This window comes from Tsukamurella paurometabola DSM 20162, from assembly GCF_000092225.1.
In the GTDB taxonomy this organism is placed as follows: domain Bacteria; phylum Actinomycetota; class Actinomycetes; order Mycobacteriales; family Mycobacteriaceae; genus Tsukamurella; species Tsukamurella paurometabola.
On sequence record NC_014158.1, the window covers coordinates 2285179 to 2304086 of the forward strand.

At 69.6% G+C, this 18908-nt stretch carries 19 protein-coding genes; 13 read left to right on the top strand and 6 right to left on the bottom strand.

Translation table 11 applies throughout. The features are described 5' to 3' along the window. Positions 1-43: 43 nt before the first annotated feature. From TPAU_RS10985 to TPAU_RS11015, 7 genes are all read left to right on the top strand, one after another. Positions 44-655, top strand: coding sequence for a TetR/AcrR family transcriptional regulator (locus TPAU_RS10985; RefSeq protein ID WP_013126825.1), 612 nt, complete (start codon positions 44-46; stop codon positions 653-655). Continuing rightward, positions 652-1134, top strand: coding sequence for an FAS1-like dehydratase domain-containing protein (locus TPAU_RS10990; protein WP_013126826.1), 483 nt, complete (start codon positions 652-654; stop codon positions 1132-1134). Before TPAU_RS10985 ends, TPAU_RS10990 begins: the two co-directional genes overlap by 4 nt. 35 nt (positions 1135-1169) lie before the next feature. Then, on the top strand, positions 1170-4745 hold the full coding sequence (cobN, locus tag TPAU_RS10995) for a cobaltochelatase subunit CobN (RefSeq protein WP_013126827.1): 3576 nt from the start codon (positions 1170-1172) through the stop codon (positions 4743-4745). 77 nt (positions 4746-4822) lie between these two features. Then, the gene (locus TPAU_RS11000) at positions 4823-5416 is read left to right on the top strand and encodes an FxsA family protein (protein ID WP_147291084.1); all 594 of its coding nucleotides are present in this window, start codon (positions 4823-4825) and stop codon (positions 5414-5416) included. Between the two features lie 20 nt (positions 5417-5436). Next, positions 5437-6999, top strand: coding sequence for an amidohydrolase (locus TPAU_RS11005; protein WP_013126829.1), 1563 nt, complete (start codon positions 5437-5439; stop codon positions 6997-6999). After that, the gene (gene lnt / locus TPAU_RS11010) at positions 6996-8564 is read left to right on the top strand and encodes an apolipoprotein N-acyltransferase (RefSeq protein ID WP_013126830.1); all 1569 of its coding nucleotides are present in this window, start codon (positions 6996-6998) and stop codon (positions 8562-8564) included. The genes TPAU_RS11005 and lnt overlap by 4 nt, the downstream gene beginning before the upstream one ends. Continuing rightward, complete coding sequence (locus tag TPAU_RS11015) at positions 8561-9319, top strand: polyprenol monophosphomannose synthase (protein WP_013126831.1); 759 nt, start codon at positions 8561-8563, stop codon at positions 9317-9319. Before lnt ends, TPAU_RS11015 begins: the two co-directional genes overlap by 4 nt. Positions 9320-9384: 65 nt before the next feature. Here TPAU_RS11015 and TPAU_RS11020 read toward each other — a convergent pair whose 3' ends face one another. Further along, complete coding sequence (locus TPAU_RS11020; RefSeq protein ID WP_013126832.1) at positions 9385-9720, bottom strand: RNA polymerase-binding protein RbpA; 336 nt, start codon at positions 9718-9720, stop codon at positions 9385-9387. 122 nt (positions 9721-9842) lie between these two features. On the opposite strand from TPAU_RS11020, the gene TPAU_RS11025 reads away from it, so the two are divergent. Genes TPAU_RS11025 through TPAU_RS11040 form a run of 4 tightly spaced genes read left to right on the top strand, consistent with a single transcriptional unit; the run spans position 9843 to position 12319 of the window. Next, positions 9843-10178, top strand: coding sequence for a hypothetical protein (locus TPAU_RS11025; protein WP_013126833.1), 336 nt, complete (start codon positions 9843-9845; stop codon positions 10176-10178). A 30-nt stretch (positions 10179-10208) separates the two neighbouring features. After that, positions 10209-11054, top strand: coding sequence for a hypothetical protein (locus tag TPAU_RS11030; protein WP_013126834.1), 846 nt, complete (start codon positions 10209-10211; stop codon positions 11052-11054). Then, positions 11051-11665: a CPBP family intramembrane glutamic endopeptidase gene (locus TPAU_RS11035; RefSeq protein WP_013126835.1), complete on the top strand. Its 615-nt coding sequence runs from the start codon at positions 11051-11053 to the stop codon at positions 11663-11665. The genes TPAU_RS11030 and TPAU_RS11035 overlap by 4 nt, the downstream gene beginning before the upstream one ends. 39 nt (positions 11666-11704) lie before the next feature. Beyond that, positions 11705-12319, top strand: coding sequence for a L,D-transpeptidase (locus tag TPAU_RS11040; RefSeq protein ID WP_013126836.1), 615 nt, complete (start codon positions 11705-11707; stop codon positions 12317-12319). A 64-nt stretch (positions 12320-12383) separates the two neighbouring features. Here TPAU_RS11040 and TPAU_RS11045 read toward each other — a convergent pair whose 3' ends face one another. Both TPAU_RS11045 and TPAU_RS11050 read right to left on the bottom strand, forming a co-directional pair. Further along, a complete protein-coding gene (locus TPAU_RS11045) occupies positions 12384-13865 on the bottom strand; it encodes a flavin-containing monooxygenase (RefSeq protein ID WP_013126837.1) in 1482 nt (493 codons plus the stop codon). A gap of 123 nt (positions 13866-13988) precedes the next feature. Continuing rightward, positions 13989-14465 carry a Rieske (2Fe-2S) protein gene (locus TPAU_RS11050; RefSeq protein ID WP_013126838.1) on the bottom strand — a complete coding sequence of 159 codons (477 nt, stop codon included), beginning with the start codon at positions 14463-14465 and terminating at the stop codon, positions 13989-13991. Between the two features lie 26 nt (positions 14466-14491). Between TPAU_RS11050 and TPAU_RS11055 the strand changes: the two genes are divergently transcribed. Continuing rightward, entirely contained in the window at positions 14492-14977 is a 486-nt protein-coding gene (locus TPAU_RS11055) for a DUF2231 domain-containing protein (protein WP_013126839.1), read from the top strand. Positions 14978-14981: 4 nt separating this feature from the next. Here the strand turns inward: TPAU_RS11055 and TPAU_RS11060 are convergent, their stop codons facing one another. Next, positions 14982-15500, bottom strand: a complete 519-nt coding sequence (locus TPAU_RS11060) for a gamma carbonic anhydrase family protein (protein WP_013126840.1) — start codon at positions 15498-15500, stop codon at positions 14982-14984. 20 nt (positions 15501-15520) lie between these two features. After that, the gene (locus tag TPAU_RS11065) at positions 15521-16261 is read right to left on the bottom strand and encodes a VIT1/CCC1 transporter family protein (RefSeq protein ID WP_013126841.1); all 741 of its coding nucleotides are present in this window, start codon (positions 16259-16261) and stop codon (positions 15521-15523) included. Between the two features lie 27 nt (positions 16262-16288). Here TPAU_RS11065 and TPAU_RS11070 point away from each other — a divergent pair, with 27 nt between their 5' ends. Continuing rightward, entirely contained in the window at positions 16289-17446 is a 1158-nt protein-coding gene (locus TPAU_RS11070; RefSeq protein WP_013126842.1) for an iron-containing alcohol dehydrogenase, read from the top strand. Here TPAU_RS11070 and TPAU_RS11075 read toward each other — a convergent pair. Further along, the gene (locus TPAU_RS11075) at positions 17443-18849 is read right to left on the bottom strand and encodes a PE-PPE domain-containing protein (RefSeq protein WP_013126843.1); all 1407 of its coding nucleotides are present in this window, start codon (positions 18847-18849) and stop codon (positions 17443-17445) included. The genes TPAU_RS11070 and TPAU_RS11075 overlap by 4 nt on opposite strands. Between the last annotated feature and the right edge of the window lie 59 nt (positions 18850-18908).

Below are 18908 nucleotides of genomic sequence, written 5' to 3' on the forward strand. Positions count from 1 at the left end.
CGCCCGGCCGCCGATCGTAGGTTTTCGAGGAGGATCGCGAGGAATGACGACCGCCCCTAAGCCACGCCCCCGCCCCCGGGCCCGGCTGGTCAACACGGCCCTCACCCTCGTCGGTCAGCACGGCTTCGCCGATGCCGGCCTCACCAAGCTGACCACGCACTCGCGGGCCTCGAAGAACTCTCTGTACCAGTACTTCCCCGGCGGCAAGGCCGAGCTGGTCGAAGCATCCACGGCGCTCGCGGGTCGGCGGCTGTTGCGCTACATCGACGCCGCCACCAGCAAGGGGGATCCGCACGACTGGATCGGCCGCTTCCTGGAACTGTGGAAGCGCGTACTGGTGCGCTCCGACTTCCGCGTCGGATGTCCGCTGCTGGCCGCCGCGCTGGCCGACGGCGAACCCCGCGTCCAAGAGGCCGCGACCGCCGCGTACACCGAATGCGCCCGGCGATTCGCCGTCGCGCTGGTCGATTCCGGTGTCGACGAGGAAGGCGCTCGCGTCTTCGCATCGGTGTTCATGAGCTCGGTGGAAGGCGCGGTGGCCCGCTCGCGCGCCGCCCGTGACATCTCACCGCTGACCGACGTGCATTCCAGCATGAAGGCTCTGCTCGACCTGACCATCGCACAATCCGCAGTGCGGGTACAGTCCGCCGAATGAACCGCGACGACTACGACGTCTGGCTCGAGGACACCTATGCGATCGATTCCGAAGGGGTGCGGTCGTACGCCCGGGCGACTCGCGCAACGCACGTGCCGTACGCGAGTAGCCGCACTGTGCCCCGCACTACCGCAGTGCCACCGCTGATCGTCGCGCAACCGGTCTTCAAGGTCGCGGCGCGGCTGATGTCCGAGGTGATCGACGACTTCAACGTGGGTCGGCTGCTGCACGTCTCGCAGACGGTCCGGCAGGTGGTTCCGGTCCGGATCGGTGACATCGCTTCGCTCGGCGCCCGGATCACCGATCGCGTGACCAAGGCGGGAATCGACCTGTTCACCGTGGACTGCGTGGTGACCGTGGCCGACGAGACGCGGATCGAGACATCCAGCGTCGTCGCATACGCGGGCGGCGAGGACGTCCCGGCCGAGCTGATCGACGAGGCATCGCGCGGCGTGGTGATGCACGGCGCCGTGCTCTGAGCGACCGCGCGGCACCACAGGATAGGGTCGCCTATGTGATCCTGCTGCTCTCGACCTCCGACACCGATCTCCTGAGCGCCAAGGCCAGCGGCGCGCCCTACCGCCTGGCCAACCCCGCCCGGATCAGCGTGGACCTGGACCTGCCCGGCCTCCTCGACGGAGCGGACATCGTCGTGGTGCGCATCCTCGGAGGACGCCGGTACTGGGAGGCCGGCCTCGACGCGCTCGCCGCGAGCGGCAAACCGGTGGTCGTGGTCTCCGGCGAGCAAGCCCCCGATGCCGATCTGATGGAGGCGTCGACCGTGGCGGCGGGCGTCGCCACCCAGGCCCACTCGTACCTCGCCGAGGGCGGTCCGGAGAATCTGGTTCAGCTGCACGGTTTCCTGTCGGACACGATCCTGCTGACCGGCAACGGATTCGCACCGCCGGTCGCCGCTCCGCAGTGGGGCGTGGTCGAACGGACACCGGCCGTCCCCGCAGACGCCCCGCGAATCGGTCTGCTGTACTACCGGGCACAGCATCTCGCAGGGAACACCGCGTACATCGACGCGCTCGCGTCCGCCATCGAGGACCGCGGCGGGCGAGCGGTGCCGATCTTCTGCGCCTCCCTGCGCGCCGCCGACGACGCACTCTTCGCCGAGCTCGGCACACTCGACACACTGGTGGTCACGGTGCTGGCGGCGGGCGGTGTGAACGCCGCGAGCGCCGCTGCCGGAGGCGACGACGAGGCGTGGGATGTGGGCCGGCTCGCGGCCCTGAACGTCCCCATCCTGCAGGCGCTTGCGCTCACCACCTCCCGCGAGCAGTGGCAGGGCAGCGATGACGGCCTGAGCCCGCTCGACGTGGCCACCCAGGTGGCGATCCCCGAGTTCGACGGCCGCATCATCACGGTGCCGTTCTCCTTCAAGGAGATCGGTGACGACGGACTGCCCGCCTACGTCGCCGATCCCGAACGCGCCTCCCGGGTCGCGGGCCTCGCGCTGCGTCATGCCCGGCTGCGCACCATCGCCAACGGCGACAAGAAGATCGCGCTCTTGCTGTCCGCGTATCCCACCAAACACGCCAGGATCGGCAACGCCGTCGGTCTCGATACCCCGAAGTCGGCGCTCGAATTGCTACGCCGGCTCCTGTCCGCCGGCTACGACTTCGGCGACCCCGACGCGATTCCCGGTCTCGCCGCGGACGATTCGGACGCATTCATTCACGCGCTCATCGAGCGCGGCGGCCAGGATCCCGACTGGCTCTCCGACGAACGACTCGAGGCCACCGAGGTCACGGTGCCCGCGGACACCTACCGCGCCTGGTTCGCGACACTGCCGCAGGGCTTGCGCGCGGCCGTGACCGAACACTGGGGTGAGGCCCCAGGCTCGCTGTTCACCACCGCGTCCGATGAGATCGCCATCGCCGCCCTGCGATTCGGGAATCTCGTGGTCATGGTGCAGCCGCCACGCGGCTTCGGCGAGAACCCCGTCGCCATCTATCACGATCCCGACCTGCCGCCGAGCCACCATTACCTCGCGAGCTACCGATGGCTCGCGGATCGGGAGAACGGCTTCGGCGCCGACGCCGTGGTGCATCTCGGCAAGCACGGCAACCTGGAATGGCTGCCGGGTAAGACGCTGGGCATGTCGGCCGAGTGCGGCACCGACGCCGCGCTGGGCGACCTGCCGCTGATCTATCCGTTCCTGGTCAACGACCCGGGGGAGGGGACGCAGGCGAAACGCCGGGCGCACGCGGTGCTCGTCGACCACTTGATTCCGCCGATGGCCCGCGCCGAGAGCTACGGCGATATCGCCCGCTTGGAACAGCACCTCGACGAGTACGCCAACGTTCAGAGCCTCGACCCGGCGAAACTGCCGATGATCCGGCAGCAGATCTGGACGCTCCTGCAAGCCGCGAAGCTCGACCACGACCTCGGCCTGGAGAACCAGCCCGACGAGGATGCCTTCGACGACATGCTGCTGCACGTCGATGGCTGGCTGTGCGAGATCAAGGATGTCCAGATCCGCGATGGCCTGCACATCCTGGGCCAGGCGCCGACCGGCGACGCGGAGTCCGATCTGGTGCTGGCGATGTTGCGCGCGAAGCAGATGTGGGCCGGTGCGGTGCATACACCGGGCTTGCGTGAGGCGCTCGGCCTGACCGAGGACGGGACGGCGTCGAAGGCGACGACGGACGAGTTCGAGGCCCGGGCGCGTGAGCTGGTTCTGGCCGCGGCGGCGACCGACTGGGCACCGTCGGCGGTGGCGGACCTGACCGACGATCCGGCGGTGGCGAGGATCCTCCACTTCGCTGCCACCGAGATCGTGCCCCGGCTGCGCCGCACCGGCGACGAGATCGAGCATGTCCTGCGCGCACTCGACGGCGGCTTCGTGCCGGCGGGCCCGTCGGGTTCGCCCTTGCGCGGCCTGATCAACGTGCTGCCCACGGGACGCAACTTCTACTCGGTGGATCCGAAGGCGGTGCCCTCGCGGCTCGCCTGGTCGACCGGACAGGAGCTGGCCGAATCACTGGTCCGCCGGTACCGGACCGAACACGGCGAATACCCGAGGTCGGTCGGGTTGTCCGTGTGGGGCACCTCCGCGATGCGCACCGCCGGCGACGACATCGCCGAGGTACTCGCGTTGCTGGGCGTGACGCCGGTGTGGGACGAGCAGTCCCGCCGCGTGAGCGGACTCGAGGTGATCGGGCTGGAGGAGCTGGGCCGGCCGCGCATCGATGTGACCGTGCGCATCTCCGGGTTCTTCCGCGATGCCTTCCCACACGTGGTCGCGATGCTCGACGATGCGGTGCAACTCGTCGCCCGGCTCGATGAACCCGATGAGCAGAACTTCGTCGCGGCGCACACCCGGGCGGCGCTGTCCGACCACGGCGACGATCGGCGGGCCACCACACGCGTCTTCGGCTCCAAACCGGGCACCTACGGCGCCGGCCTGCTCCAGCTGATCGACTCGAAGAACTGGCGCACCGACGCCGATCTCGCCGAGGTGTACACCGCGTGGGGCGGCTACGCCTACGGGCGCGGCCTCGACGGTGCGCCCGCCGCCGACGATATGCGCGCGGCGTACCGGCGGATCAACGTCGCGGCCAAGAACATCGACACCCGCGAGCACGACATCGCCGATTCCGACGACTACTTCCAGTACCACGGAGGGATGGTCGCCACCGTCCGTCACCTCACGGGATCGGACCCCGAGGCGTACGTCGGGGACTCCACACGTCCCGACAGCGTGCGCACGCGCACCCTCAACGAGGAGACCACACGCGTCTTCCGGGCCCGCGTGGTGAACCCGCGCTGGATGGCGGCGATGCGCCGGCACGGCTACAAGGGCGCCTTCGAGATGGCGGCCACGGTGGACTACCTGTTCGGTTTCGACGCCACCGCCGGGGTGATGGCCGACTGGATGTACGAGAAGCTCGCCGAGAACTACGTCCTCGATCCCGAGAACCGCACGTTCATGGAGGAATCGAATCCGTGGGCGCTGCACGGCATCGCCGAGCGCCTGCTGGAGGCCACCCAGCGCGAGCTGTGGAAGTCGCCGGACCCCGACCTGCTCGCCGCCCTGCAGCAGACCTACCTCGACACCGAGGGCGATCTCGAGGACCGCTGACCCCGCCTCCGATTGAACACTGTTACCGCGACACCGACCTGGGCGTTCACTCTCGGTAACAGTGTTCAATCGGGGCGGTGGGGGAACTTTCGGACATCGCGGTCCGTTGGACGGGTATGAAGCTCCTTGCGTTCCTGACCTACCTCGTCGTGGAGATCGCGGCGTTCGCCGGCCTCGTCGCGTGGCTCAGGTTCGGCTGGGCCCTGCTCACCGTGGTCGCTGCGACGGCCATCGGTGTGCTGATGCTGCGGCGTACCGCCGCGGACGTGCTGCGCGACCTCGGTGCCGCTCTCGACGGCCGCAAGTCCGCCGGCCCCGCGCTGATCGACACCGCGCTGCTCGGCTCGTCGGTGTTCCTGCTCGCCGTGCCCGGTGTGGTGAGCACCGCGCTCGGCCTGCTGCTTCTGGTCCGGCCGGTGCGCGCGGTGGTCCGTCCGGTCGCCGCCTATGTCGGCGCCAAGCGGATCAGCCGGTTCGTCGAGGAATCCGGCCTCGTGACAGTGCTCGCCGGACAGCCCCGTGGTTTCGGCACCGTGATCGACGGGTCGGTCGACGATCGCGCCACCGACGGTCGCGGGGCGCGATCCGAGCCAGTGGTCGACGGCGTCGTGATGGACGCGGGGGCGCCTGGCGGACCCCGTCCCGGATACCGGGAGCTGCCGCCGGCGTAACGCTTGGCAGACTCTACGGCGTGAGCACGGAACTCCTCGTCGGCGGCCGCATCTACACGCCCGCCTCCACCACGGCCACCGCGATCGCCGTTGAGAACGGCGTGATCAGTTGGATCGGCGAGGACCGGGCAGCCCGCGCGCTGCACCCGGATGCGCAGGTCACCGATCTCGACGGGGCATTCGTCGCACCGGCCTTCGTCGATACGCACGTGCACCTGAGCGCCACCGGGCTCGCGCTCACCGGCCTGGATCTATCGGGCCCGCGCGATGCGGTGGTCGCCACCCTTCAGGGCACCCTCGGTGACGCCGTTCTCGCCCGTGGCTGGGACGACACCACCTGGGAGGCGCCGCTGCTGCGCACCGACCTGCCGGCGGACCGCGTCATCTACGCCGCCCGCATCGACGAGCATTCGGCGCAGGCCAGTACCGCGCTGCGGGCCCTCGTTCCCGATCTCGCCGGACTGGCCGGATATTCGCCCGACGGTCCGCTGACCGCCGCCGCGCACCACGCCGTCCGGGCCGCCGCGATCGCCGCGCTCAGCGACAGCCAGATCACCGCGGCACAGACCGCCGCGCTCGAGGCCGCGGCCCGCTCCGGCATCGCTGCCGTGCACGAGAATTCCGGACCCGACATCGCCGGCGAACGGGACTTCGCTCTGCTCGCGGGGATCGAGCATCCCGTGCACGTGCGGCGATACTGGGGTGAGCCCGCCCGCGATGCCGATCACGCCCGCGAGATCCTGGCCCGGACCGGTGCCGACGGACTCGCCGGCGACTTGTTCGTCGACGGATCCCTCGGCAGCCACACCGCACTGCTGCACGAACCGTACGCCGATGCCGATACCCGCGGCGTCTCGTATCTCGACGACGAGACCGTCGCGAACCACATCGCCGCCTGCACCGAAGCCGGTATCCAGGCCGGATTCCACGCGATCGGCGACGCGGCGATGAGCCGGATCGTCGCCGGACTGGTCGCCGCCGCCGAACGGTTCGGCGGGCCTCGTGTCGCCTCCTGCACCCACCGCATCGAGCATGCCGAGATGGTCACCGCTGAGCAGGCCCGGCTGCTCGGCGACCTCGGCGTGAACGCCTCGATGCAGCCGCTGTTCGACGCGTTCTGGGGTGGTCCGGACGGCATGTACGCCCTGCGCCTCGGCACTGACCGCGCCGCGGCGCTCAACGACTTCGCCTTGCTCGCCCGCAACGCCGTCCCCCTCGCGTTGTCGTCGGATTCGCCCGTTACCCCGCTCGATCCGTGGGCCACGGTGCGGGCTGCCACGCAGCACCACACCCCCGGGAGCTCGATCTCGCCGCGGGCGGCCTTCGCGGCGGCCACCCGCGGGGCGTGGCGGGCCGGGGGAGTCCGCGATGGCGTCGCCGGCACCCTGGTTCCGGGCGCTCCCGCCACATTCGCCGTGTGGGATGCGGACGAGCTGGTGGTGCGGGCACCGTCGGACGCGGTGCAGCGCTGGTCCACCGATCCGCGCGCGGGAGTCGCTCCGCTGCCCGACCTGTCGCCCGGGGCCCGGCTGCCACGCTGCCTGCGCACCGTGATCGACGGGCGGACGGTGTTCGCGGCGTGACCGCCGTGCTGGTGCGCTCCGCCGCGAGCCTCGCTGCGGGTGTCGCCCTCTACTTCGCCTTCCCGCCGACCGGATTGTGGTGGCTCGCGCCGGTCGGCATCGGCGTGCTGTTCGCGGTGCTCGCGCTGCCCGACCGGATCCGACTGCGCGCAGGGTTCGGCTACGGCTTACTCACCGGTCTCGGCCAGTTCGTGCCGCTGCTCAAGTGGATCGACAGCATGGTCGGGGCGCTGCCGTGGATCGGTCTCGCGATCGCCTGTTCGGTCTTCTACGGAGCCTTCGGCCTGATGGCCACGCGACTGGTCCGGGCTCCCGGCGCCCCGGTGTGGACGGCGGCCGCGTTCACCGTGGCCGAGTGGGCGCGCTCATCCTTCCCCTTCGGGGGATTCCCGTGGGGGCGGCTCGCATTCAGCCAGGGCGACTCACCGCTGGTCTCGCTCGCCCGCTTCGTCGGAGCGCCCGGGCTGTCCTTCGCGGTAGCGCTCCTCGGTACGGCATTCGCCGCTGCGGCGATGACAGCGCGACGGCGCCGGTCGGCGCGCGGCCTGCTGGTGCCCGCAGCCGCGGCGGTGATCGTGGTCGCCGCGGCCGCGGCCGCCTGGCCCGCGGTCGGAGCACCGTCGGACGGCCGGACGGTCACGGTGGCCGCGATCCAGGGCAACGTGCCCGAGCAACGCTGGGACGTGGCCACCCAGCGCGAGGCAGTGCTGACGAACCACCTCACCGAGACCGCGCGCCTCGCCGCGGAGGTACGCGCGGGCCGACAGCCGCAGCCCGACGTGGTGGTGTGGCCGGAGAACTCCTCGGACGTCTCACCTGAGCGTGACCCGGAGGTGGCCGCCCGGATGCGGGCGGCCGCCGCCGATGTGGGTGCGCCGATCCTGGTCGGCAGCGTGCACTACGACGACACCGGCCGCTACTACAACAGCATGATCCTGATGACGCCGGACGGACCGATCGAACGGCACGATAAGGCGATCCTGCAGCCCTTCGGCGAGACCATGCCGATGCGGGAGTTCTTCCGACTGTTCTCCAGCTACGTCGACCTCGCGAACGACTTCACGCCCGGCACCGGGGACGGGGTGGTGCGGCCCTCCCGCAACGGGGGTCCACCTGTCTTCCTCGGTGTCGCGACCTGCTACGAGGTGGCCTTCGACCGCTCGCTCCGTATGTCCGTCGACAACGGCGCGCAATTGCTGACCGTGCCCACCAACAACGCCACCTTCGGCCGGACCGGGATGACGTGGCAACAACTCGGGATGTCGCAGGTGCGGGCCGTGGAGCTCGACCGTGACGTGATGGTCGCCGCCACCACCGGTGTCAGCGCCTTCGTCCGGCCGGACGGAACGATCGCGCAGAACACCAGTATCTGGACGAGCGACCATCTGGTCGAGACCGTCGCCTTGCGGAACGGCCGGACCCCGGCGGCCCGTCTCGGCGAATGGGGGAACATCGCGCTGCTGGTACTCACCCTGTGCGGGATCGCGCTCGCCATAAGGCAGGATGGATGGCGTTTGAACCAGCCCGCATCAGACCGGCCCGAAGCAGACCGAGGAACCACATGACCGAGCAGCCGTCGTCTCCGTCGTCGAAGACGCTGGTGATCATCCCGACCTACAACGAGCTGGAGAACCTTCCGCTCATCGTGGGTCGCCTGCACCGTGCCCAGCCGCACGTCGACGTACTCGTCGTCGACGACAACAGCCCGGACGGCACGGGGGCCAAGGCCGACGAGATGGCGGCCGCCGACCCGCGGATCCACGTGTTGCACCGATCGGAGAAGAACGGCCTCGGCGGCGCGTACATCGCCGGCTTCAAGTGGGCCCTCGACCGCGACTACCGCGTGGTGGTCGAGATGGACGCCGACGGCTCGCACGCGCCGGAGCAGTTGTACCGGCACCTGGACGCCATTGACGCCGGCGCCGACCTGGTGATCGGATCGCGTTACGTGCCCGGCGGTAAGACCGTGAACTGGCCGCTCTCGCGTCAGATCATCTCGCGCGGTGGCAATGTGTACAGCCAGATCATGCTGGGGACCCGGATTCGCGATATCACCGGTGGATACAAGGCCTTCCGGCGGGAGACGCTGGAGGGGCTCGGTCTCGACGAGGTGCAGTCGCTCGGGTACAGCTTCCAGATCGACCTCACCTGGCGCGCGGTGCAGGCCGGTTACACCGTGGTCGAGGTTCCCATCACGTTCACCGAGCGCACCATCGGCGATTCGAAGATGAGTGGCTCGATCTTCAAGGAGGCGGCGACGCTGGTGCCCAAGTGGGGCTTCCAGGCGCGCAAACGCAAGTTCCAGAATCGGCGCCGCTGACGGCGACGACCAGACCGTACGACGAAGGGCCCCGGATTGCTCCGGGGCCCTTCGTTCGTCTCAGGTCACTTGCCGCGACGCGCCTTCAGCAGGTCGAGCCGCTCCTTGAGCAGCTCCTCCAGCTCGCCCTCGGACCGCCGCTCGAGCAGCATGTCCCAGTGGGTACGCGGGGGCTTGACCTTCTTCTCCTCGGGAGCCACACCGTCGATCAGCGTGCCCTCCAGGCCGTTCTTGCACAGCCAGGTGCCGGGGATCTCCGCGTCGTCCGCGAACGGGACGTCGAACTCCTCACCGTTATCGGTGCGGTACCGCGCGATCCGCCGCGGAGCGAGGTCGTGGTCCCGATCCGTCTCATAGCTCACCGCACCCAGGCGGCTGCCTCGTAGAACTCGATCTGCCATGCTTCTCCCAACGATCGCCGTACGCCGAACATTCCCAGTCTACCTGTCAGCAACCGAGAGGCCGACTCCCACCGCGAGCGGTCGCGCACGGCTCCCCGATACACCCGATAGAATCACCCGCCATGACCTCCGCACGCCGCCGCCGCTCGGCCGCGTGTGCATGGTGCGGCCGGGAAGTGGTGTCCGAGGGACCGGGCCGCACGCGCAAGTACTGTCGTCGCTCGTGCCGGCAGCGCGCCTACGAGGCGCGCGCAGCGCTCGACGGCTCGTCGCTCCCCACGGATTCGGTGGTGCTGACGGCGGCCGAGGCCGAGGCCGTGGCGGAGCGTATGTTCGAGGTACGGTGCGCAGCGGAGGACGTGCAGACCGCCGTCGCCGAAGGCGCAACGATCGACGAGCTGTCCGAGCTCGCGGACCGGCTGGTGGAAACCGCGCGCGCCGCGGAACGCCTGCGCTGATCGACGGCCCCGACCCGAGGAGAGAATCCGATGACGCCCGCCCGCCTACGGATCGGCGCCCTGATCGCGGCCATCGTGCTCGCGGTGTCCGCGTGCTCGTCGAACGATCCCACTCCGCAGGCAACGTCCGTTCCACCGGCACCGCCGGCGCCCGCCGCGATTCCGGCGGGTTGGACCGAGTCGACGGTTCCGGTGCCCGGCAGCGAGGTGGCGGGCACCTACACGGCGCCGCAGACCCCGCCCGACCGGATGCGGGCAGCCCTGGTACTCGGCGGCGATGACCGTGGCAGTGACGTGGCCACCAAGCAGATCGCGGTCATGCTTGCCCATCAGGGCGTCGCGACGCTCCGCTACACCGGTGTGGTGACCGGTCGACCCGACTACGCGCAGGCGCTCGACCGCGCGGGCCGCGCCCTCGGTGCGCTGGCCGATATCGCGAAGGTCGACGATGCGCGGCTGCTCGCCGTGGGCCACGGGGTGGCAGCACCGCTCGTGGTGGCGATCGGTGCCGGGCAGGCGCAACGTCCGCCCAGGCCGATCGCGCTGATCGAGCCGGTGGTCGCGAATCCGTTGCCGAACGCCCCGGACATCTACCAGAACACCCTGGCGCTCACCGACGCACAGAACAAGTACCTGGACAAGCGCAAGCACAATCTGGTCACCTGTTCCGACTCCGATATCGCGGTCGATTGTTCCGCGGTGCAGGGCGTGGTCGACATGATGACCGGCACGCACGCGAACTTCGTCCGCCTGCGCGGCGTGAGTTACGCCTTGCAAGAAGATGATTCCCGCGATCCGGCGCGCTACGGCGCGAACGACCTGCCGTTCTCGGCGAGCCTGAATCGGACGGTGGGCACCTGGGTCTCGATGCAGTGACGGACCGGAACGCGCTCGGCGGGGCGGCACTGGCCTCCGGTGCCGCCATCGCCTGGTCGAACGCCGTACTTCCGAGACTGACCCGACGTTTCGGCTTGGGCCGCGAGGCCCGGGCGGCGGTCACCGCCGGATTCTGCGCGGCCGACGCCGCCCTGGCTCGTGTCCCGGTCCCGGCGGCGCTCGGTGTCGGCGTGGGCGGGGCCCTGGCGGCAGCGGGTCTGCTCCGGTCTCGGCCGGTGCCGCGCGAGGATCCACCGCAGCTGGCGCGATGGATAGCGCTGGACATCCCGTTCGGCACCGTCGTCCCGGAGGAATTGCTCTTCCGCGGTTCCCTCACACCGCAGTGGGAGGCGGCGCTGGGCCGTCCCGTGGGCTCCGTCGCCGGGGCGCTCACGTTCGGCCTGTGGCATGTGGGTGCCGCTCAGGCGGCCCACGACCCCGTATTTCCGACAATCGTCGTTACGTCGGTCGCGGGAGCCGCGTTCGACGCCCTGGTCGGGCGAACCCGCAGGTTGTGGCCCGCGATGGCCGCTCATTGGGCCCTTAACAGTGCTGGTGCGGTTCTCAGCTCGGGTTCAGTGTTTTCGAGGTTTGTCGGTACCGACACGTAGGATTGTGCGCAATGCTTGATACCGCCAGGAGGAATGACGATGACTGACCGCCACACCGGCGCCACCGCACTGACCCGCCGGGGCTTCGCTCGTCTCGGTGCGAGTGCCGCGGCAGCGCTCGTCGCGGCCACCGCCACCGTCGGGATCGCCACGGCGGCCCCGGCCGTGCCGCCCACGCCGACGCCCACGGACGAGCCCGCTCCCACGCAGGAGGCGCCTCCGGTCGCCACGAAGACCGGCTGGGTCGCGCTGGCGGACGATGCCACCAAGCAGATCACCATCTGGCACAACGGTGAGGTGGTGCGGAAGATGCCGACGTCGATGGGCAGCGATAAGCACCCGACGCCGAACGGCACGTACTACACCATGGAGAAGAAGCGCGACATGTACATGGATTCGTCCACGTACGGGGTGCCGGTCAATTCCCCCGAGGGATACCGGACCTATGTCGAGTACGCCACGCGCATGTCGTGGAGCGGCATCTTCGTGCACGCCGCCCCGTGGTCGGTGAACCAGCAGGGTGTGTCGAACGTCAGCCACGGCTGCCTCAACGTGAGCACCGAGAACGGGAAGTTCATCTACGACAACTTCCCGATCGGCACCCCGATCGTGGTGCGCGGCACCGTCGGCGGCACCTACACGCCCGGCTCCTAGCGCCCCTGAACGACAAGACCCGCCCCGGTTTTCGCCGGGGCGGGTCTTGCTTCGTCTCGGACCGTCAGACGCCGGCCTTCTCGGGTGCGACGGTGCCGAACTTCAGCTCCGGTGCGTCGACCCGCGAGCGAGCGAAGTCGAGGGAGTCGAGCACGAAGTTGTGCCGGATCATCCACGGCTGCTCGGTCGCGGCCTTGGGCATCGCATCGGGGGAGCGCTGCACGTAGCCGGAGGTGAGGTCGAGCGCGGGATGCTCGGTCAGCACCTGCGCGCCGACCTCGGGCTCGACGTGGGTGTAGCCCTTCGTCGTCATGTAGCTGAGCAGGCGTGCGATCGCGCGCGCGGAGATGTCGGCGCGCAGCGTCCACGAATTGTTGGTGTAGCCGATGATGAACGCGAAATTCGGGACGCCCTCGAGCATGTAGCCCTGGTAGGCGAAGCGGTCGTTGGGCTTGACCGGCGCACCGTCGACCTGCACATCGACGCCGCCGAAGGCGAGCAGTTGCAGGCCGGTCGCGGTGATCACGATGTCGGCCTCGAGCTCGCGACCCGAGCCCAGCAGGATGCCCTTCTCGGTGAAGCGGTCGATGGTGTCGGTGACCACGTCGGCCTTGCCGTCCTTGATGGTCTTGAACAGGTCACCGTTGGGGACGACGCACAGGCGCTGGTCCCAGGGCTCGTACTTGGGCTTGAAGTGCACATCCACCTCGTAGCCTGCGGGCAGCATGCTCTGGTTGAGCTTGCGCAGGAACTTGCGCGAGGTCTTCGGGAACGAGCGTGCGAGAACGTACTGGCCCACGTTGATCACGGCGTTGATGTTGCGGGTCAGGCTGTGCGCCACCCGCGGCGGCAGCACCTTCGCCCCGAACAGGGTGAGCGGGTCGGCGTTCGGCACGGGCAGCACGTACGTGGGGGAGCGCTGCAGCATGGTGATATGCGAGGTGTCGTCGGCCATCGATGGGATCAGGGTGATCGCGGTGGCGCCCGAGCCGATCACGACCACCTTCTTGCCGGCGTAGTCGAGGTCCTCGGGCCAGTGCTGCGGGTGCACCACCTGGCCCTGGTACTCGTCGATCCCGGGGAAGGGCGGCTCGTAGCCCGCGTCGTAGTTGTAGTAGCCGGTGCAGGCGACGAGGAACTTCGACTGATAGAGCACCTGCTCACCGTCACGCTCCGCGGTCACGGTCCACAGATCGGTGCGGGAGTCGTAGTCGACGGTGCCGACCTTGGTGTTGAACCGGATGTTCTTGTCGATCCCGAACGTGGCGGCGGCTTCTTCGATGTAGGCCTTGATCTCCGGGCCGCTGGCGAGCCGGTTGGTTCCCTTCCACGGGAGGAAGGGGTAGCTCAGGCTGAAGATGTCCGAGTCCGACCGGATGCCGGGGTACTTGAACAGGTCCCAGGTGCCGCCCATCTCGGCGCGTTGTTCCAGGATGGTGTAGCTGAGCTGGGGGACGGTGCTGGAAACGCGATAGGCGGTGTCGATGCCGGCGAGGCCGGCGCCCACGATCAGCACGTCCGTCTGGATAGCCTCGGGATTGGCCACGAAGAACTCCTCGGTCGCTGGCGGTCCCGGTAAGCCTCGGGGCTGCTTACTGAGACCGATTCAATAACTGGGGTCATGGTACATCTCGGAGCTCGACGGGGTCCAGATCCTCCCGTCGCCGGATCACCCGACGACCAGGGTGTCCCCGTCCAGGCGGACCGTGACGGCCGTGAGCGGATCGGTCGCCGGTCCCTTGGTGGCCGCGCCGGTCGCACCGTCGAACGTGCTCCCGTGCGCCGGGCACTCCAGTTCCAGCCCGTCCGACGCCGCGACGGTGGTGCCCTTATGGGTGCACGCAGCGTTGAAGGCCACGTAGGTGCCCACGGCGGGTTGCGCGACCACGTACGGGGTGGGGCCCGCGATGACCACGGCGCTGCCGACGGGGACCTGTGCGGCCGCGACCGTCGCCGCACCCGCACCGGGACCGCGGGTGCCGCCTCCCGCCGGTGTGGCGGTGCCGTCACCCCCGCCCTCGCCGCCGCCACAGGCTGCGAGCACCGGGACCAAGGCGATTCCAGGCAAGGCGGACAGGACCGCGCGACGGCTCGGGCAGAGCAGCGTCGATTCGTGGGCCGGGACTGGCTGAGTCGTCTGCGTCACCCCTCCCACTCTGCCAGCATTGGTACGTGCTCACCGAGATCGCGGGAATTCCGGCTCACCCGCTGTTCGTCCACGGCGCGGTGGTTCTGCCACCGATCGCCGCACTGCTGCTCGTCGCCGCGGCGTGGTGGCCGGCCGCCCGCGCTCGCCTGGGTGCGGGGACCCCGGTACTGGCTCTGGTCGCCACTGTCGGATTGTTCCTCGCCACACAGTCCGGCGAACGGCTCGCGCAACGACCGTCGATGGCGCGTATGCAGGACCGGATCTCCGAGCACGAGACCCAGGGCGACGCCACGTTGTACTGGTCGCTCGCAGTGCTGGTCCTGGCCGTCCTGGTGTGGGCGGGGTCGAATGCGGCTGTGCGGGAACGGATCCCCGGTGTCGAGGTGCTGTCCAGACGGTCCGCCGCGATCACCCTCGGAGTGCTCGCGACCCTGTCCGCCGCCGCGGTGATCGCGGGTGTGATCGCCGCCGGGCACTCCGGCGCGACCATGGTGTGGTCGGGGATCTGACTCGTCAGGCCGGCGCGGTCTCAGTGCCGTGGGCCCGCGTGAGCTCGACGTAGACGGCGGCGTTGGCAGTGACCCCGGCACGCTCGGCCTCGGTCAACTCGCGGCGCACCTTGGCCGGGACACCGGCGACCATCGAGCCGGGCGGGATCTGCATTCCCTGCGGCACCAGCGCGTTGGCGGCGATCAGGCTCCCCGCACCGATCACCGCGCCGTTGAGCACGGTGGCCCCCATGCCCACGAGCACGTCATCGCCCACCGTGCAGCCGTGCAGGACGGCGTTGTGCCCGATGGAGACCCGCGCACCGACGGAGAGCGGCACTCCCGGATCGGCGTGCAGCACCACACCGTCCTGCACGTTGCTGCGCTCGCCGACGGTGATGGTGGCCATGTCGCCGCGGATCACCGCACCGTAGAAGACGCCGACCGCGTCGCCGAGCTCGACATCGCCGATCACGGTGGCGTTCTCGGCCACCCAAGCGGTGTCCGCGATGCGGGGCACGACCTGCCCGAAGCGTGCGATCATGCGTTCCTCCTGCGAGTGATCTAGGCGATGCCCGTGGTGCCGAGAAGCTTACCGACGGCGTAGGTGATGGCCATCGCGAGCAGCCCGCCCACCACGACCCGCACGGTAGCGCGCCTGGGATCCGAGCCACCGAGCACGGCCGAGGTGTAGCCGGTGATGCCGAGCCCGACCACCACGGACAGTACGATCCAGAGGATCCGGTTCGTGTCGATGAGTGACGCCAGGATCGGAATGGCCGCGCCCGCGCTGAACGAGATCGCGGACGAGACCGCGGCCGCGGTCGGACTGGTGAGCGTCTGCTCGTCGATGCCGAGCTCGGCATCGAGGTGTGCCTGCAGGGGGTCGTGCGCGGTCAGCTCGATCGCGACTTGCCTCGCGGTCTCGGGAGTCAGCCCCTTGGCGACGTACAACGCTTCCAGCTCCGCGAACTCGGCGTCCGGCTCTTCGGTGAGCTCGGTCCGTTCCTTCGCGATGAGCGCCTTTTCGCTATCGCGCTGGGTACTGACCGAGACGTACTCGCCCAATGCCATCGACACGGCGCCGGCGACGAGGCCGGCTATTCCGGCGGTAAGGATCGCCGACGAGTCACCGGTCGCGGCGGCCACGCCGATCACGATGCCGGCCGTCGAGATGAGACCGTCGTTCGCGCCGAGCACGCCTGCGCGCAGCCAGTTGAGGCGACCGCCGACGGCGTCGTGGTGCGGTTCGTAGTGAAAGTCATCCGGTGCGGTGTCGCGATCCCCGCCGATCCCCTCTGCCATGGTCGTGAGTCTAGGTAGGTTCGGGGCATGACGGCAGCACAGATCGGACTTCCGCGTCGGCTCGTGGTCGGGGGAGGTGCGAGTGCCGATGTCGGACGTGTGGTCCGGGAACTGGGATTCGCTCGCCCGCTGGTGGTGACGGACGCCTTCCTGGTCGCCCAGGGAACCGCCGCGCGGGTGGTGTCGGCGCTGGAGGAAGCCGGTTGTGTTCCTGCGGTCTTCGATGGAACAGTTCCCGACCCCACCACCGAATCGCTGGTACCGGGGCTGGAGGCGGTGCGTGCGCACGCTGCGGACTGCGTGATCGGACTCGGGGGCGGCAGCCCGCTCGATACCGCGAAGGCGCTCGCCGTGCTCGCGGTGGGCGGCGGATCCATGCGGGATTACAAGGCACCCACCGTGACCCCCGGTCCCGCACTCGCGGTGATCGCGATCCCCACGACCGCGGGCAGCGGCAGCGAGGCCACGCAGTTCAGCATCATCACCGACAGCGCCAGCGACGAGAAGATGCTGTGCCCGGGGCCCGCGTTCCTCCCGGTGGCGGCCGTTGTGGACTACGAGCTGACGCTGTCGATGCCCGCTCGCCTCACCGCCGATACCGGGGTGGACGCCCTCACCCACGCGATCGAGGCGTACGTCAGCCGCAGGGCGAACCCGTTCGCGGACGGGTTCGCGCTCAGCGCGATCAGCACCATCGCGAAGAACATCCGGAGAGTGTACGCGGACGGCCATGATCGCCCCGCACGGGAGTCGATGATGCTGGCCGCGACACAGGCGGGAATCGCCTTCTCGAACAGCTCTGTGGCGTTGGTGCATGGGATGAGCCGCCCGATCGGTGCCCATTTCCATGTGGCGCATGGTCTCTCGAACGCCATGTTGCTACCCGCGGTGATGCGCTTCTCCGTCGGTGCCGCGGTATCGCGCTACGCCGATTGCGCGCGCGCCTTCGGGATCGCCGGTGATACCGATGCGGCACTGGCGCAGTCGCTGGTCACGGCGATCGAGGAGCTGTGCGCCGACCTCGAAGTGCCCACGCCGCGGGAGTACGGCATCGAGCGTTCCCGCTGGGACCAGCTCGCACCGCTGATGGCGGAGCAGGCACTGGCCTCGGGATCGCCGGGCAACAATCCTCGGGTTCCCGATGCCGCGCAGATCGTAAGTCTGTACGACGAGATGTACGGCTAGGCGACGTCGCCGCCGCCCGGCGCTGCGGATCCGACCGACTCGGCGGTCGGCGCCGGCTCGACGGGCTCTGCGCGGTCGGACCGCGTTGGGGCGGTGCCGGCGGTCTCGGGTACGTCACCAACGCTCGGCTCAGCTTGGCGTACCGACTCGGACTGCGCTGCGGTCGGCGGCGGGGTGGTTTCGGGTTCCGGGTCGGAAGCTTTCACCGGTATCGACTTCCCGGCGGGTCCGTCGACACCGCCCGCGGTCGTGTCCGCGGCGGCGGGGGCTCGCTCCACCGGGTGCGGCGGCGATACCGGGGCGACCGACCCGCTCTGGTCGTCAGTGGCGTTCGTCGGCGGGTTCGACGGTCGAGTATTCCCGGCGCCGGGCGTGCTCTCACCGGCCTGCGGAACGGGGACGAGGGCGTTCAGCACTCGGTCGAACACCGTGGGCACCGGCACTCCTGCCGCACGGACCATCCACATCCACGGGTTTTCGCCGGTGTCGATTCCCACCCATGTGACGTTGTCCTCGAACCAGGTTCGCTTGACCGCGCCGTCGGCGTAGACCGCTTCAACGACCTCGCGACCGCCCCGGACGACGGTGGTCGTCGACACCGGAGCTTCGCCGACGGAGCCCGGCGTGAAGGGCTCGCCGCCGGGGGAGGAGAACCGCCCGATGTACCGAGAGTTGTAGGCGGTCCCGTGGATCACCAGCCCGGGCAGTGCGTAGAAGGCGGTGGCGAACGGGTTCCCTGCGGCACAGACTCCATCGCCGGCGATGCAGACCGCCACCACGCGAGCGCCGGCGGCGCCTGCGGTGCGGATGAGTCCGGTACTCACCCCGGGGATTCCCGGGGGAATGACGTTCCACGCGCCCGTGCGGATGAAGCTCGGCCCGCCCTGGAGGACGACGGTGAGATTCGCCGGTCCGTCGATCGTCGCCGGATGTGTACGGGCGTACCTGAGTAATCCCGCGGCGGCGACATCGGTGCCTTGGGAGAGCGCGTAAACGACGACGCCGTCACCGTTCGACGCCCGCCGGGCGTCGTCGATCGCCCTGGCCGTCGCGTCCGCGCCGATATCGACGGTCTGGTCGTACGTGGTCCTACCGTCACCGCCGATCGTGAAGCCGGGGAATCCGGCCGAGATCTGCGCCGGATGCCGGACCAGGATCGGCGGTGCGCCGGCGTAGTCGGCGCCGATTCGCCGCCACTGCGCCTCAGAGGTCGGATCGCCCGCACCGCCGACGACGACCAGTGTCTTGGCCGCGAGTACCGGAGGGAGGCTGCTCGGTACCGCGACCGCCGCGATAACGAACAGGGCGGCACCGGCCGCGATCGCTACCCCATGATGCCTCGCAGTCTTGGTGTGCCTCAACACCGTCGTCCTCGCCTCGTCGCCGCCGCGCCAGTGAACCATCGCTCACTTTAACAGTTGCAAACGCCTGGCGGACCGGGCGGCGAATCGCGCGGGGACGC